20 protein-coding genes and 1 pseudogene are annotated in these 14410 nt (G+C 32.2%); 20 read left to right on the plus strand and 1 reads right to left on the minus strand.

Going from position 1 to position 14410, the window contains the following annotated elements; genetic code table 11:
- The first annotated feature begins 104 nt into the window (after nt 1-104).
- The 18 genes and pseudogenes from P8625_RS13615 (at nt 105) to P8625_RS13700 (ending at nt 10047) form a co-directional block, all read left to right on the plus strand.
- Entirely contained in the window at nt 105-461 is a 357-nt protein-coding gene (locus tag P8625_RS13615; protein ID WP_279650988.1) for a hypothetical protein, read from the plus strand.
- An 8-nt stretch (nt 462-469) separates the two neighbouring features.
- Nucleotides 470-877 (plus strand): hypothetical protein, encoded by a 408-nt coding sequence (locus tag P8625_RS13620; RefSeq protein ID WP_279652967.1) that lies wholly within the window; start codon nt 470-472, stop codon nt 875-877.
- A gap of 7 nt (nt 878-884) precedes the next feature.
- Complete coding sequence (locus P8625_RS13625) at nt 885-1364, plus strand: SMI1/KNR4 family protein (protein ID WP_279650989.1); 480 nt, start codon at nt 885-887, stop codon at nt 1362-1364.
- A gap of 21 nt (nt 1365-1385) precedes the next feature.
- Nucleotides 1386-1664, plus strand: a complete 279-nt coding sequence (locus P8625_RS13630; protein ID WP_279650990.1) for a hypothetical protein — start codon at nt 1386-1388, stop codon at nt 1662-1664.
- Nucleotides 1665-1728: 64 nt separating this feature from the next.
- Nucleotides 1729-2280 (plus strand): annotated as a pseudogene (locus tag P8625_RS13635) (endonuclease V); the annotation flags it as partial.
- A gap of 126 nt (nt 2281-2406) precedes the next feature.
- On the plus strand, nt 2407-2892 hold the full coding sequence (locus tag P8625_RS13640) for a hypothetical protein (protein ID WP_279650991.1): 486 nt from the start codon (nt 2407-2409) through the stop codon (nt 2890-2892).
- 84 nt (nt 2893-2976) lie between these two features.
- Nucleotides 2977-3144 (plus strand): hypothetical protein, encoded by a 168-nt coding sequence (locus tag P8625_RS13645; protein WP_279650992.1) that lies wholly within the window; start codon nt 2977-2979, stop codon nt 3142-3144.
- A gap of 2 nt (nt 3145-3146) precedes the next feature.
- The gene (locus P8625_RS13650; RefSeq protein ID WP_279650993.1) at nt 3147-3605 is read left to right on the plus strand and encodes an SMI1/KNR4 family protein; all 459 of its coding nucleotides are present in this window, start codon (nt 3147-3149) and stop codon (nt 3603-3605) included.
- Nucleotides 3595-3789, plus strand: a complete 195-nt coding sequence (locus P8625_RS13655; RefSeq protein ID WP_279650994.1) for a hypothetical protein — start codon at nt 3595-3597, stop codon at nt 3787-3789. The genes P8625_RS13650 and P8625_RS13655 overlap by 11 nt, the downstream gene beginning before the upstream one ends.
- Nucleotides 3790-3798: 9 nt before the next feature.
- Nucleotides 3799-4245, plus strand: a complete 447-nt coding sequence (locus P8625_RS13660; protein WP_279650995.1) for an SMI1/KNR4 family protein — start codon at nt 3799-3801, stop codon at nt 4243-4245.
- A gap of 408 nt (nt 4246-4653) precedes the next feature.
- Nucleotides 4654-5079: an SMI1/KNR4 family protein gene (locus P8625_RS13665; protein WP_279652968.1), complete on the plus strand. Its 426-nt coding sequence runs from the start codon at nt 4654-4656 to the stop codon at nt 5077-5079.
- A 28-nt stretch (nt 5080-5107) separates the two neighbouring features.
- A complete protein-coding gene (locus P8625_RS13670) occupies nt 5108-5461 on the plus strand; it encodes an SMI1/KNR4 family protein (RefSeq protein ID WP_279650996.1) in 354 nt (117 codons plus the stop codon).
- Nucleotides 5462-5667: 206 nt separating this feature from the next.
- The gene (locus P8625_RS13675; protein WP_279650997.1) at nt 5668-5910 is read left to right on the plus strand and encodes an HNH endonuclease; all 243 of its coding nucleotides are present in this window, start codon (nt 5668-5670) and stop codon (nt 5908-5910) included.
- Between the two features lie 14 nt (nt 5911-5924).
- The gene (locus P8625_RS13680) at nt 5925-6374 is read left to right on the plus strand and encodes an SMI1/KNR4 family protein (RefSeq protein ID WP_279650998.1); all 450 of its coding nucleotides are present in this window, start codon (nt 5925-5927) and stop codon (nt 6372-6374) included.
- Between the two features lie 39 nt (nt 6375-6413).
- A complete protein-coding gene (locus P8625_RS13685; protein WP_279650999.1) occupies nt 6414-6857 on the plus strand; it encodes an SMI1/KNR4 family protein in 444 nt (147 codons plus the stop codon).
- 487 nt (nt 6858-7344) lie between these two features.
- Nucleotides 7345-8280 carry a winged helix-turn-helix domain-containing protein gene (locus P8625_RS13690; RefSeq protein WP_279651000.1) on the plus strand — a complete coding sequence of 312 codons (936 nt, stop codon included), beginning with the start codon at nt 7345-7347 and terminating at the stop codon, nt 8278-8280.
- A gap of 31 nt (nt 8281-8311) precedes the next feature.
- Nucleotides 8312-9253: a 1-aminocyclopropane-1-carboxylate deaminase/D-cysteine desulfhydrase gene (locus P8625_RS13695; protein ID WP_279651001.1), complete on the plus strand. Its 942-nt coding sequence runs from the start codon at nt 8312-8314 to the stop codon at nt 9251-9253.
- Entirely contained in the window at nt 9253-10047 is a 795-nt protein-coding gene (locus P8625_RS13700) for a glucosaminidase domain-containing protein (RefSeq protein ID WP_279651002.1), read from the plus strand. The genes P8625_RS13695 and P8625_RS13700 overlap by 1 nt, the downstream gene beginning before the upstream one ends.
- 48 nt (nt 10048-10095) lie before the next feature.
- Here P8625_RS13700 and P8625_RS13705 read toward each other — a convergent pair whose 3' ends face one another.
- Complete coding sequence (locus tag P8625_RS13705) at nt 10096-11226, minus strand: vWA domain-containing protein (RefSeq protein WP_279651003.1); 1131 nt, start codon at nt 11224-11226, stop codon at nt 10096-10098.
- A 237-nt stretch (nt 11227-11463) separates the two neighbouring features.
- Here P8625_RS13705 and P8625_RS13710 point away from each other — a divergent pair, with 237 nt between their 5' ends.
- Nucleotides 11464-13674, plus strand: a complete 2211-nt coding sequence (locus P8625_RS13710; protein WP_279651004.1) for a tetratricopeptide repeat-containing sensor histidine kinase — start codon at nt 11464-11466, stop codon at nt 13672-13674.
- Entirely contained in the window at nt 13671-14405 is a 735-nt protein-coding gene (locus tag P8625_RS13715; protein ID WP_279651005.1) for a LytR/AlgR family response regulator transcription factor, read from the plus strand. The genes P8625_RS13710 and P8625_RS13715 overlap by 4 nt, the downstream gene beginning before the upstream one ends.
- Nucleotides 14406-14410 lie beyond the last annotated feature (5 nt).

Raw genomic sequence — 14410 nt, forward strand, 5'->3', positions numbered from 1 at the left:
ATCAGTACTTTAATTTACTAAATTTTTCGCTTTTTTTCGTGTAATTAAAAAACTTTTTTATCCCGAACTCACGTTTTATTAATAAATTTTAAAAATAGATAATTATGTTAAGAGTAAATGGAAATGATTTAGATATAGATCCTTATCCAGCAGAGGATGGGGGTAATATATTAACGTATAACGGTGAATGGTTTACAGGAATAGCCTATGAATATTTTTCTGGAACAGATGTTTTAGAACATGAATCACAGTATATAAATGGTCGTGAGGCGGGATTGCAAAGAGAATATTGGCAAAATGGTAGAAAACGAATCGAATATTATTCAATATTGGGAGGCGGGATTTATAAACATGTTAAAAAATGGGATGAAGATGGTAATCTGACTTACTATGTAACCTATGATGATTTTGGTAATAGGTTAAGAATCATAAAACATCCAGATCCAAATTTAGAAGAATAATATTAGCCATAGATGTACACTATAATGAACTTGAGCACACGGCTAAAGCAGTAGGGGTTTTGTTTAATTGGAAAGATAAAGAACCCAAAGAAGTAGTTATAGAGATAATACAGGGAGTATTACCCTATATGTCTGGGCAGTTTTATAAACGTGAATTACCTTGTATAAAAAAAGTAATAGAACAAGTTAATCTTTCTGATATTGATATTATTGAATGGTTTTTGAGAGAAAAATGGAGTCTTGGTAATAAATTTGATATAGAACTAGAGTCAGTTCTTTTTACCTGCCCATCTTGTCAACGTCATTTAATGATGTTGGTGGAATATGGAAGAAAAAATGGAAAAACAATAAACATTAAATTTTATTCACACCCTAAAGTATTCACTTTAGGAGACGTAAAAAATAATGTAAATTAACAAAACAATGAACATAGAAATTTTAACTGAATTAAGAGAATACCCTTCAAGATACCCAAATGATATTGAGAACAGGCATGAAAATCAAGGGTTAACAATTGCTGAAATTGAAACTTTAGAACAGGCTTGGAATACAGGGGATAGATTTCCTCAAGCTTTGAGAGAGTTGTTATTTTTAGCAGGTACGTATTGCCATATTTTGGATTATAATATTCATGAAAACCAGCAAGAAATGCAAGAAGAAATAAGAGAGGCTATGCAGCTAAGAGGAGATTCGTTTTCTAGACCTTTTTACATAATAGATAATTATGGTGGTGATCAATTTTTGTTTGTCTATTTAGATGAGGATCAAATAAATCCAATGGTATATGAGTATGGACCCGGAGCACCAGATAGGGGAAGGCCTTTAGACCGTCCGCTCTATAGCTTAAGCCAATTAGTACATCTAGGTATAACAGCTGTTAAAGAGGGAATAAATCCTATGTAATTAATTGATAAGTTAAGTTTGATGTTAAGAGTAGATATAAATGAACTAGATATAGATCCTTATCCAGCAGAGGATGGGGGTAATATATTAACGTATAACGGCGAATGGTTTACAGGAATAACCTATGAATATTTCCCTGGTACTAATGTATTGGCACACGAATCACAAATTATTGATGGTCGTGAAGCTGGTCTACAAATAGACTATTGGCAAAATGGTAAAAAGAAAAACGAATGGTATTCAATACTAGGGGGGGTATTTATAAGCATCTTAAAGAATGGGATGAAGATGGTAATTTGACTTACTATATGACCTACGATGATTATGGTAATAGGCTACAAATCATAAAACACCCAAATCCAAATTTAGAAGAATGATATTAGCCATAGATGTACACTATAATGAACTTGAACACACGGCTAAAGCAGTAGGGGTTTTGTTTAATTGGGATGATAAAGAACCCAAAGAAGTTGTTATAGAGATAATAGAAGGAGTATTACCCTATATGCCTGGGCAGTTTTATAAACGTGAATTACCTTGTATAAAAAAAGTAATAGAACAGGTTAACCTTTCTGATATTGATATTATTGTAGTAGATGGTCATGTATATGTAGATAATGAAGGAGGTTTAGGTTTAGGAGGCTATGTTTTTAAAGAGTATAATGAAGAAATTCCCGTAGTGGGAGTGGCTAAAACATCGTTTCACAAGAATAACCAAACGGTTATTGAGGTCTACAGAGGAGAAAGCAAAAAACCATTATACGTATCATCTATAGGAATGTGTAAAAAACAAGCAGCAGCAAGAATTAAAAACATGTATGGAGAGTACAGAGTACCAATAATATTAAGGCAATTAGATAATTTAACAAAGAAAAATGAAAGTATTCGTGTAGCAGTGAAGAAAGATATTTTATAATGAAAATAGGTAAACATTCCTTTAGAAGGAACACATCATAGAGGAGTAGATGATGCAAAAAATGGAGCAAAAATACTCAGATAGGATATTCAATAATTAATAACAATATAATAACTAAAACAAAAAATGAAAAAAATAAGAACAATTTTAAAAATAGCCATCGTCTTAATAGTAAGTATAACCTTGCAATCGTGCAGTTCTAACGATGAATCAGATGTACAAAATCCAGAGACTTATATTCGTTTTACTATTAACGATACCAACTACGAATTTAAAGATATTATAACAGCAGAATCTACATCTATTACCTTAAACGGTAACAATGGAGAAGGGTTTTCAAATGCAGGAGATACACAAATAGCCTTGTGGTTGCCCTTGGCCTTAAGTAATGGTACTTTTGAAGTTGAAGGTGGTTTTTCGGCAGATTACCAAATAGCATTCACTTCAAACTCTTTGGCATTTGATTTTGATTTTGCCAATAGTGGAACTATAACGGTAACAAAGTCAACAGGTGAATATATAGAAGGAACATTTTCGGCAAGCATTACTAATGATGATGATGTTACTATAACGCTAACCAATGGAGCGTTTAAAGCCTTTGGTATAGAATAGATAGAACCACTATAAAAACAACACTCTCGTACATGTCTTTTCGTCTGGGGATATGCAAAGAAAGGTTAATTAGAATTAATTTGTATGAAAGAGAAAGAAATAAATGAGAAGAGAAATTATAAAAAAGATTATCATAAGTCAGAAGTGGTTAAAACTCATTTTATTGTTAGAATAAAAGACATATCAGCAACCGATAGAAAAACAGTACAAATTTTAAATCAAAAAAATTCGTTAATAGTTAATAAAAAGTAAACATGATTATTGAATTTTATTTAAAAACAAATCAAAAACTATCGCCAGCTGATATAAGTGATTTTGAAACGCAAATAGGAAAAGTATTACCAGACGATTATAAGCAACATATGCTTAATTGGAATGGGGGAGGAGTACATCAATATAATTTGGAACATGTCAATTTTCCAGAACATTCTGATTATGGCTTGCTAGGTTTAGCCCCTATTAGTCATAGTAAAAGTACGATTTTAAACAAAATGAATGCTTTAAGTTCTGCTTTGCCTAGTAATTATATACCAATAGGCAGAACGAGAGGGGGTGGGACAATATTAATGTCTCTTGAAAATAATGAAACTTATGGAAATATTGAAGTAATGTTTTCCGAAGGAGACATTATAAACATGTCTCCTTCTTTTAGTCAGTTTTTAGAAGATATGGTAGAGGAAGAAGATATTTTCGGGGATAAAGATGATGAATAGTGCATTCCAAGTTAAAGAAGAGGTAATAATGAATGAAGGTTATTTCAAGAAAATTAACGAACCACAATGTTTTATAGAAAATGGAGTGCTTATAGTAGATTATATAAAAAAATTGATTCCTGGAGAGGTAGAAAGAGTTAAAGTAAATAATAGTCTTTATGAAGAATTTTCACTAATTTTTTAAAAGATAAGTATGATAATAGAATTTGTAAAAATAGAAGATTTTCAAGTAACAGAAGATGATTTGAATCTGTTAGAAGCTCATATTGGTAGAATCCTTCCAGAAGATTATCGTCGACATATGATTCAATGGAATGGGGGAGTAGCATTGCAAGACAACCTAGTTCATAAAGACTTCCCTTCTGCAGGAACTGATTTTGTATTAGAAAGTTTATACCCTTTAATAGCCGATGATGAAAGCAGTACTGTAAAAGCATATTGGGATTTTGAAACAGGTGATATACTTGCTGAAGGATATATTCCTATAGGTTCAGCAGTTGGAGGTGATGAAATAATTATGTCCTTAAATTTAGATGAGACTTTTGGCAATATTAAATTACAGACGGATTATGGGCTTATACATGATATATCACCTTCATTTAATCAATACTTAGAGGATTTAGTCGAAGTTATAAGTTAAATGGTGAAATGCCCTCGCTCCCGAACGAATCCTTTATCGCAGGCGATGAAAAGAAAGTTGACCAAAATTTAGATTTTAAAAACAGAAAAAATATAATCCTCGGAATAATAGTAAGCAACAAGTAAAGGTCTAAACTATGAAATACTGATAAAAAAGTAGTTTTTATCAATTGTTAAAGAGTACTACGAATTAACCCTGATGATGGAGAGATTATAAAATAAACTGGAGATAACTGGGCATACTATAGATAATTTGGATGAAAACCTTACAAGTAAAATTCAGTTAGTTACTATAAAGTCTCATAGAGTTACCTATAAACATTCAGGTAGTCATAAACAATTAGAAATTCTTTTTGATACAATAGATAAACAATTATAACCTTTAACAAATAAAAAAGATGAGTGTAAAATTCAAAAAAAGCAAAATGTTCAAGCTATTACTTTAGATGAATTGAATACTTTCCAAATTAGTTTAGGAAAAACTTTACCAGAGGATTATCGTCAGCACATGTTGTTATATAATGGCGGTAGTGTAATTAATAAAAAAATAGAACATAAAAATTATCCTGAAAACCCAAGCACTGGACTAAATTATCTTCTTCCTATAAAATATGGTTATGATACGATTGAACATACTATTAATGACATTTCAGAATATTTACCAAGTGGATACCTACCTATTGGACTTAATATGGCGGGGGGGTATGTAATAATATCACTTAATAATGATACAACATACGGTAGAATAAAAGAATGGTATCCTGATGATGAATTGAACGATATGTCAGAATCATTTACTCAATACTTGGAAGATATGGTAGAGCGAATAGATTAATACGTATGATTTAGAAGATTGAAAGAATATGATTGTAGATTTTAAATTTAAAGCAGATCAAAAACTTACAGAAGCAGATATTATAGCTTTTGAGAGTCGAATCGGTAAAACTTTACCGGAAGATTATCGACAACACATGTTAGAGTGGAATGGAGGAGGGGTGCATCAATTGAATTTAGAGCATAAAAAATATCCAGAAGATGGTGATTTTGGATTAGAAAATTTTTACTCTATTGACTATAATGTTAATACCATTGAATCGTTAATGGAGTTTATGGGAAATGCTTTGGAAGAAAATTGTATACTTATCGGTTCAACGAGGGGAGGGGGGATATCCTTATGTCACTTAAAAGCGATAATACATATGGTAATATTAAAGTAATGTTTTCCGATGGTGAATTATATGATATGTCTCCGACTTTTAATCAATATTTAGAAGACATTGTCGAAGGTATTGATAGATATGAGGATTTTTAATAATTTATATTAGGGAGTGGTATAACGGAAGTAAAAGGGCTTTCAGAACCTCTATCAGATATCTTAACAAAGATTCGAAACAGTAACAAACAACAAGTAAGAGTACCTACAATGGATCCTGATAGAAAAGTAGATTTTGCCAATTGTTGGAGAGCACTAGGAATTAACCCTAAAGATGGTAAAATAATACAACGCAAACTTAAGTTGACTTGGCATCATATAGATGATTTGGATGAAAATATCAACTCTACAATGCAATTATTGTATGAAGAAGCTCATGTAGCGTCACTTTCTCATTCAGGAAGTGTAGCACAATGGAAAGTTCTTTTTAGATTAATACAAGAAAGATTGTAAATAAAAATATTATCATGGAAATAACATTTAAAAGAAGAACTAATTCGCAAACTATTACTCTGGAAGAGTTTGAATATTATCAAGACAATATTGTTAATAAAGTACTTCCTGCGGATTATCGTGAATTTATGCTTTCAGCTAGGACTAATAATGGAGGTATAGTATATGAAAATAACATTTATAATATAAGTTTTCCTGAAGGGGGTGGGGTGTTAAGTGATCTTTTTCCAATTAAGTATGGAGGTACAGGAACTATTGAATTGGTAAATGAAAGAATAGGGCATGCTTTGCCAGAAGGTTACTTAGCTATTGGAGCAAACACAGGAGGAGGTTATATTCTTATGTCTTTAAATGCCGATAATTATGGAACAATTAAGGAATGGTATGCAGATGGTAGTATAGAAGAGTTAGCACCTTCCTTTAGACAGTTTTTAGAAGATCAACGAATTGATGAAGAAGATTAACAGCTGAAAATAAAAAGAAACACTTTTTTAATAAATAAAATGAACCCAATAAGAATAACTTTTAAAAACCGTAATCAAATAAGTACTCCAGAAGAGTTAAATGAATTTGAAAACTCGCTTGGTGGTTTAGTCTTACCAGAAGATTATCGCCAACACATGTTAACTTATAATGGAGGAATTGTAAGACAATATGATATAGTTCACAAGAATTATTATGGATTAGGAGATGGAGGAATTAGCGATTTCCTCTCTATAAAGTACGGAGGTTATACGGTAGAAAAATTCAATGAGGATTTATCCGATAGACTTCCTACTGGCTACCTTGCTATAGGCTTTACTAGTGGAGGAGGAGACATTATAATGTCATTAAACAATGATGCTACTTATGGTAATACTAAAGTTCGATACACCGAAGGTGAAAAAATAGACTTATCGCCTTCTTTTATTAAGTTACTAAATGACATGGTTGAGGCAGAATATTGATTTTAAAAAATATAGAATTACTTCGTGATTAAAGAGTTTTAGTTAACAGCTTTATAAAAAGTTCTATGATCAGCTATACAGACCATGATTGCAAAGTACTATGAACAGTATTCAGTATTAAACGAAGTGATGGGTAATCAATTAAGGAATTATTACAATTAGAAATTTTACCATTTGGATGATTTAGATTGAGACTTACAAGGTACGCTACAATTAGCAGATAAAGTAATTCATAATATTACAAAAAACGATTAAGGAAATAATAGTCTTTATGAAGAATTTTTACTAACTATATCACCTTCATTTAATCAATACTTAGAGGGTTTAGTCGAAGTTCTAAGTTAAATGATGAAATACCCCATTCCCGCCCAATTCCTTTTGCGTGGGCGATGAAAACAAAGTTGACCAAATTTGAAATTCGAAAAACAGAAAAAATATAATCATCGGAATAATAGTAAGCAACAAGTAAAGGTCTAAACTATAAAAAATGTCAAAAAAGTGTAAAAGAAATGTCAACTCTTGTTTAAAGCCATTGAAAAGTGGGATATTTGTAAATAATATGAATACCTACTCCAACTTCATAACTGTTAAAATAGGTCTGTACCTATTTGCTGTAATTGTACTTTTTACATCGTGTACTACCCACGAAAATTTTTCAGAACGGGCAAAAGTGTCCTTACGAAATATAGGGCATCAGTTATTGTTAAGTAATCAAGATACTACCTCGTTAGTGCTACCCATACAGCAGATAAATGAAGCAAGCTTTCAACTAAGTTTTCAAAATAACCTAGAAATTCAGCCTGATAGTTTGGTAACGTTAGTACACAAGAATTTTGAGAAAGCGGGTTTCCCTGCGGATTATATTTTAGAAGTAAAAAACTGTACTGATGAAGAAGTCGTGTATAGTTATGAAATGCAAAAAACAGAGGAAAAAGCAATTATTCCTTGCAAAGGGAGAACCTTACCAAAGAATTGTTACTTTATCAACATTCAATTTCTAAAAGAAGACACCTCAAATAACCGTCAGCTTATTTTTTACGGAGTACTATTTCTAGCAATCATAATGGGTGTAGTAATGTATCAAAAGAACAGAAAAAGCAACACAACGACCACCAACAATTTAACCAATGTAGTAAGCTTAGGAATTTTTGAGTTCTACCCAGAGCAGCACAAATTAGTAAAACAAGCTCTTGAAATTAGCTTGTCTAAAAAAGAATGTGAGTTGTTAGAAATTCTTATTAGCCGACCTAACGAAATTATAAAACGAGAAGAACTCACCAAAAGAGTTTGGGAAGATAACGGAGTGATCGTAGGAAGAAGTTTAGATACCTATATTTCTAAACTTCGCAAAAAGTTAAAAGACGACACTTCCATAAAAATAACCAATATTCATGGAGTAGGGTATAAGCTAGAAATAGATTAAAGACTTATTTTTGTGCTGATAACTTTTTAAAATGCTGTTTCAACTAGAAATTCCCGCACCTGAAAATCAACAAATTCAACTGCCTATTTTAAAAGCAAAGGGAGTTGAACTTTTTGTAAAGCGTGAAGATACCATTCATCCATTTGTTTCAGGAAATAAATTCAGAAAACTCAAGTACAATATTAAAGAGGCAAAACGACAAGAGAAAGGCACGTTGTTAACTTTTGGCGGCGCTTATTCTAATCATATTGCAGCCACTGCTGCCGCAGGAAAAATGGCAGGATTGAACACAATAGGCATTATCAGAGGTGACGAATTAGGAAGGAACCTATCTCATACAATTTCTCAAAATGAGACCTTAAAGAATGCATTCGATAATGAAATGCAGTTCAAGTTCATATCAAGAGAAGCCTACCGAAATAAAGCTTCCGAAGCATTCATTACTCAATTAAAAGAAGAATTTGGCGATTTCTACCTGGTTCCAGAAGGCGGAACTAACAAATTAGCTGTTCAAGGTTGTGAGGAGATTTTAACAAATGAAGATGAAAAATTCGATTATATTTGTTGCGCAGTTGGTACAGGCGGTACAATTTCTGGGTTGATAAATTCAGCTAAAAAACATCAAAAAGTAATAGGGTTTCCTGCATTAAAAGGTGATTTTTTAGTAGATGAAATCAAACCTTTCGTAAAAGGGAACGATAATTGGAGTTTACAAAACGAGTATCATTTTGGAGGCTACGGAAAATATACTGCGGATTTAATCCGTTTTATAAATGAATTTAAAGAAGAAACGGGTGTTTTGCTAGATCCTATTTACACAGGAAAAATGGTATTTGGAATACTAGATTTAATAGCAAAAAATGCTTTTTTGAAAGGAAGTAAGATAGTAGCAATTCACACAGGTGGTTTGCAAGGTATAGCAGGGGTAAATCAAAAGTTAAAGAATAAAAACAAAGACTTAATTAAGGTTTAATGAAGATAAAAGTAGTTTTTCTAGCGGTAAGTGCTCTAGTTTTGACAAGCTGTGGTTCGGGTAAAAATGTGGTAAAGTCAACACCTAATGAAGTTGATTTAGAGCCCAAAGAAGAAAAAATGCCAGAGTTACCTCAGCTAGAACAAATACAAAAGCCATTAAAAACCACCACCACTCATACCGAGATTTACATTCAAAAATTTGCGCCAATAGCCGTAAAAAAAATGCATGAACATGGTATTCCTGCAAGTATAACATTGGCACAAGGAGTATTAGAATCAGGTAGTGGTAGAAGTCCACTAGCACTTAGATCAAATAATCACTTTGGAATTAAATGTCACCGTGGTTGGCAAGGGCATAGTGTTACTCATGATGATGATGAAAAAGGCGAGTGTTTTAGAAAATACAAGTATCCTGAAACCTCGTACGAAGACCATTCACAATTTTTACTAACCCGTGAACGATATGCAAGTTTGTTTAAGTTAAAAAATACTGATTATAAAGGATGGGCTTACGGATTGAAAAGAGCAGGATATGCGACAGACAGAAAATATCCTCAAAAGCTAATTTCAATTATTAAAAAATACAATCTTGATGCCTACGACAAGATACAACCCGATGGCTCTTTAGCTGCTGAAACACCAAGTTATGAAATAGGTTCTCATAAAGTTGAAAAAGGAGATACGTTGTATTCGATTGCTAGAAAATACAATACGTCTGTACAACGATTAAAGGAAGTAAACGGATTAACCGATAACAATATTAGTATTGGTCAAGAACTAATGGTAAGATAAAAAAAGCGGAGTTTTCACTCCGCCTCGCTAACCAAACTCTAATCAAAACTACCATGAGTAATTTTTCTTTTGTGCTTGTTTTTTGATAGCTTTAATCATCACACTTTCTAATTCATTCTTTTTAGAACTTTCACGCTGTTTTTTGGCTACATAACTTTTCCTTTTTTTACTTAACTCTTGAATTTTTTCCTGAATTTCAGCACGCTCTTTACGCTTTTTATCCACATATACCTTAATCTCTTGCGTAGATTTATTTTGTAAATGTTTAGGAAGTTGTTTCTTTTTTAAAGAGCTATAATCAATTTCTTTTTCTTCCGAAGCATCCACCAAATCCCACTCAGCATTTTTATATAATTTAGAACTTTTAGTTACGGCACGCTTTACGATTACTGCTTCATTTAAACTCTCTGCATTCGTATCTTGTTTTGCTTGGTTACTGTATTTAGAATACCCATAAGAACCATAATGAATATAGGTGTCGTTTAATTTTTTATTGAGTATAAGAATATCATTGTCATACGGAGTTACAATATGTACAATGTGCTTATTTTGATTAATAGTCATATAATCTCCACCACCATACACAGCTCCGTCTTGCCATCTTCCAGAAACTCCATTATTGTAATCACCACAAAAAATGGTATTTATGGTAATATCCTTTTCTTTGGCATTGGTAATAGCATCTCTGTAATTAATTTTACCTTGAGTAAAAGGCTCATTACCTGCAATAAAAATCATCTTTAAATCACGTTTATTAGCACCCCAATCCAATTCATTTAACGAAGTTTGAATCACCTGTCCGCAGTATTCATTACCACCATTTGTGCTTAAAGAAAAAAGATGTTCTGAAATCTCATCTAAATCATTCGTAAATTGCAAAACTTGTCGAATGTATCCTTCTTTAGATGGTAAACTTGAGTTTCCGTATTCATACAAAGCAATTTCTAAATTAGGAGTCATACCATCGCATTTAGCATAAGATAACTCATTTACAATCTCCCATAACTGAGCTTTTGCTTGGTTAATCAATCCATCCATACTGTTACTCGTATCTAATAACAAAGCAACTTTAACAGTTTGCTTTTTGGGTTGTACTATTGGTTGACTTTCTTTAGCAGAAACTTTTGCGGTTAGTAGTATGAGACAAATGAAGAATACGTTTAATGCCTGTGCTTTCATAATTTTTGTTTTTAGTTATTCATCTGATTAAAAGTTTGATTGGCGTTTGTTGTTACCCAAAACTACTGCTAACTTTTTTCGTAAAAAACCAATAATGAGTAAACAAGCCATACTGTTTAGTGAAAAAGACAATTGAATGAGTAACCTCTTATTTTTGCTCTTTTTTATAGTGTTTTAGTGAGGTAGGCGTTTTTTTGTATGGCTTTTTGTATGTATGTTTACAGGAAGAAATAAAAAATGAAAAAGCTTTTTTACATAATATTGTCAACTATATTTTTACTGAGTGTTTCTTCAATATATGCTCAAGAAAAGAGTCCGTTACCGAAGGAGTTTTCGGTAAAAGTGACAGTAGTCAGCAGTGAAACAAAGGAACCTATTAAAGACGCGAGAGTCGAAGTAAACGGACAAACTTTTCGGTTTTCTGGAATAAATGGATATTATACTGTGAGAACCACAGCAGGAAATCTTTTGGAAGTTTCACACCCTAACTTTAACACCGTTAATTATACGATTAAAGACGATGAAGATATAAGGATAGAAGTTGAAGGTTTTACTCCTGAAAGAAAATCGAAACTAAGCTCTTCTTATAGTAAAAGAAAACAAACAGGTTTGTACTTACAATACCTAGATTCTGTTCAATTTTATAAAAAGAAAGATATCGATAAAAGTTTGTCTTTTATAGAAAAAGCATTGTTGGCGAATCCAAGTAAAGCTCAAAGGGCAAGCGTTTTCAAAGAACTAGCTAATGTGTATTTTTATTGGAAGCAGTACGATTTGGCAGTTGAAAACTATCAAATTTCTTTACAACAAGTAAATTCACCAAGAGTCCGTTTGCAATTGGCAAAAGCCGCATTCTTAGCTAAAAATTACAGTAGCAGTGAGCAAAATTATTTACAAAGTGTAAAGAGTGGGGCTCTAAACAGCTATGAACGCTTAACGGCATACCAAGGATTAGGAGATGTTTATCTAATACAAAAGAACTACGACAAGGCAAAGGCTAATTATGAAAAAGCATTGAAGATTGCCAGAAAGAACCTTATCACACCTAAAATAACAGATTTAAACTCTAAGCTGGCAGAAGTATATGTACAACAAGGAAAGAGACAATTGGCAGACTCTCTATTTAAAAATTCTCTTGAATTGGCAAATAAAGAAAACTTAAAGCGCTCTTTGCTAGAAGAGCAAAAAGTAGCCGATTTTTACAATAAATCTCAACGATACGATGAAGAAATACAGCTACGAAAAAATAGTTTAAAAAAAGCGGATGATATAGTTGTTGAGGCTGAAAGTAGCGAGTCGTTGGTTGATTCTATTACCTCGCAAAAAATCAACTATAAAATAGGTAATGCATATCTACAAAAGTCTGAATATGAAGAAGCCATTCCTTACTTAAAAAAGAGTATTGAAGATGCCGATAAAAATAAAGATATAATCATAGGTAAAGATGCAACTCGAAGGTTATCGGAGGCTTACGAGAGGTCGGGTAATCATTTAGAAGCTATTGAAGCGTACAATAGCTATGTAAAATTAGTAGATACCCTATACTCCCGAAAAGAACAAGAAATACAGCAATTAAAACGATTTAGAAAACGCATATTAGACAACCAAAACAGGATAGTTAGTTTAGAAAAAGATAAAAAACTAGCAGATAGTAAAATAAGTCTCGCTTATAAAGATCAGCAATTAGTTGAAGAAAGTAACAAGCGACAAAAATGGGTTATTTATTCATTGATTGGAGGTTTTTTGCTCATGGTTTTATTAGTGTATTTTATGTTTAGAACGAATAAGGAGCAAAAGTTAGCAAACAACTTGTTGGCATTAAAGTCGATGCGTTCACAAATGAATCCGCACTTTATATTCAATGCATTAAACTCTGTAAACAGTTTTATTGCCGTAAATGACGAACGAAGTGCCAATCGGTATTTGTCAGAATTTTCAGCATTGATGCGCTCGGTTTTAGAAAACTCTGACGAAGACTTCATTCCGTTAACCAAAGAAATTGAGTTGTTAGAACTGTATGTGAAGTTAGAACACAACCGATTTAAAGATAAGTTCGATTATAGTATTTATGTTGATAAAAGCATACCGTTAGAGCAATATTCAATTCCACCAATGTTGCTACAACCATACATAGAAAATGCCATTTGGCATGGGCTTCGATATAAAAAAGATAAGGGTAGACTTCAAATTTCAATGTGTCCTAAAAATAACGAGTCTATTACTATTTTGATTGAAGACGATGGAATTGGAAGAGAAAAATCAATAGAAATGAAGACAAAGAATCAACTCAAACAGAAATCGAAAGGAATGAGTACCATCAAAAAAAGAATTGCTATTTTAAATGCTATGTATCAAGATAAAATTTCTGTAGCGGTTTCAAATCTGTCGGAAGAAGGAAGTGGAACGAGGGTTGAATTGACACTAAAAAAAGATAAAAATAAGTTATGAAAATAAAAGCAATTATTGTAGAAGACGAACAAATTAGTAGAGACATTCTACGAAACTATGTTACCAAGTATTGTCCGAATGTACAGTTATTAGGAGAAGCAGGTACTATTGAAGAAGCGCATCGACTAATTCAGCAATACGAATTAGATTTGGTGTTTTTAGATGTAGAAATGCCTTTTGGAAACGCTTTTGACTTGTTAGAAAAGGTAGAGAACCAAACTTTTGAAACGGTTTTTGTAACAGCTTATGACCATTATGCGATTGAGGCGTTGAACAATCAAGCAACCTACTATTTATTAAAGCCCATCTCAATAGATGAATTGATAAAAGCAGTACGTATTGTAACCGATATTAAAGAAAAAGAAAATGAGTTAGAAACTGCAGTGTTAACTTCAAAAACAGCACAGCAAGTAGACGGAAAAATTACCATTCCGCAGCAAGACGGATTTGAAATAGTTGCAGTGAAAGAAATTTTATTTTGTAAAGCAGACGATAATTACACCGAAATCTATTTTGAGAATTCTAAGAAGTTGGTAAGTAAAACATTAAAATACTTTGAAGACGCTTTAAAAGAGAGCTCATTTGTTAGAGTGCATAAATCATTTTTAGTAAATATTAATGAAATTGTAAAGTATAAAAAAGGAAAGGGAGGAAGTGTTGTATTATCAAATGGACAGGAGATTATGGTTTCAGCAGCTAAAAAAGCAAACTTATTATCATATTTTAAATAAAAACG

Source organism: Tenacibaculum tangerinum, from assembly GCF_029853675.1.
Classification (GTDB): Bacteria; Bacteroidota; Bacteroidia; order Flavobacteriales; family Flavobacteriaceae; genus Polaribacter; species Polaribacter tangerinum_A.

Coding starts and splice junctions, on each gene's coding strand:
- P8625_RS13615 (WP_279650988.1), top strand. CDS start 105: ATGTTAAGAGTAAATGGAAATGATTTAGATATAGATCCTTATCCAGCA.
- P8625_RS13625 (WP_279650989.1), top strand. CDS start 885: ATGAACATAGAAATTTTAACTGAATTAAGAGAATACCCTTCAAGATAC.
- P8625_RS13630 (WP_279650990.1), top strand. CDS start 1,386: ATGTTAAGAGTAGATATAAATGAACTAGATATAGATCCTTATCCAGCA.
- P8625_RS13640 (WP_279650991.1), top strand. CDS start 2,407: ATGAAAAAAATAAGAACAATTTTAAAAATAGCCATCGTCTTAATAGTA.
- P8625_RS13645 (WP_279650992.1), top strand. CDS start 2,977: ATGAAAGAGAAAGAAATAAATGAGAAGAGAAATTATAAAAAAGATTAT.
- P8625_RS13650 (WP_279650993.1), top strand. CDS start 3,147: ATGATTATTGAATTTTATTTAAAAACAAATCAAAAACTATCGCCAGCT.
- P8625_RS13655 (WP_279650994.1), top strand. CDS start 3,595: ATGATGAATAGTGCATTCCAAGTTAAAGAAGAGGTAATAATGAATGAA.
- P8625_RS13660 (WP_279650995.1), top strand. CDS start 3,799: ATGATAATAGAATTTGTAAAAATAGAAGATTTTCAAGTAACAGAAGAT.
- P8625_RS13670 (WP_279650996.1), top strand. CDS start 5,108: ATGATTGTAGATTTTAAATTTAAAGCAGATCAAAAACTTACAGAAGCA.
- P8625_RS13675 (WP_279650997.1), top strand. CDS start 5,668: ATGGATCCTGATAGAAAAGTAGATTTTGCCAATTGTTGGAGAGCACTA.
- P8625_RS13680 (WP_279650998.1), top strand. CDS start 5,925: ATGGAAATAACATTTAAAAGAAGAACTAATTCGCAAACTATTACTCTG.
- P8625_RS13685 (WP_279650999.1), top strand. CDS start 6,414: ATGAACCCAATAAGAATAACTTTTAAAAACCGTAATCAAATAAGTACT.
- P8625_RS13690 (WP_279651000.1), top strand. CDS start 7,345: ATGTCAAAAAAGTGTAAAAGAAATGTCAACTCTTGTTTAAAGCCATTG.
- P8625_RS13695 (WP_279651001.1), top strand. CDS start 8,312: ATGCTGTTTCAACTAGAAATTCCCGCACCTGAAAATCAACAAATTCAA.
- P8625_RS13700 (WP_279651002.1), top strand. CDS start 9,253: ATGAAGATAAAAGTAGTTTTTCTAGCGGTAAGTGCTCTAGTTTTGACA.
- P8625_RS13705 (WP_279651003.1), bottom strand. CDS start 11,226: ATGAAAGCACAGGCATTAAACGTATTCTTCATTTGTCTCATACTACTA.
- P8625_RS13710 (WP_279651004.1), top strand. CDS start 11,464: ATGAAAAAGCTTTTTTACATAATATTGTCAACTATATTTTTACTGAGT.
- P8625_RS13715 (WP_279651005.1), top strand. CDS start 13,671: ATGAAAATAAAAGCAATTATTGTAGAAGACGAACAAATTAGTAGAGAC.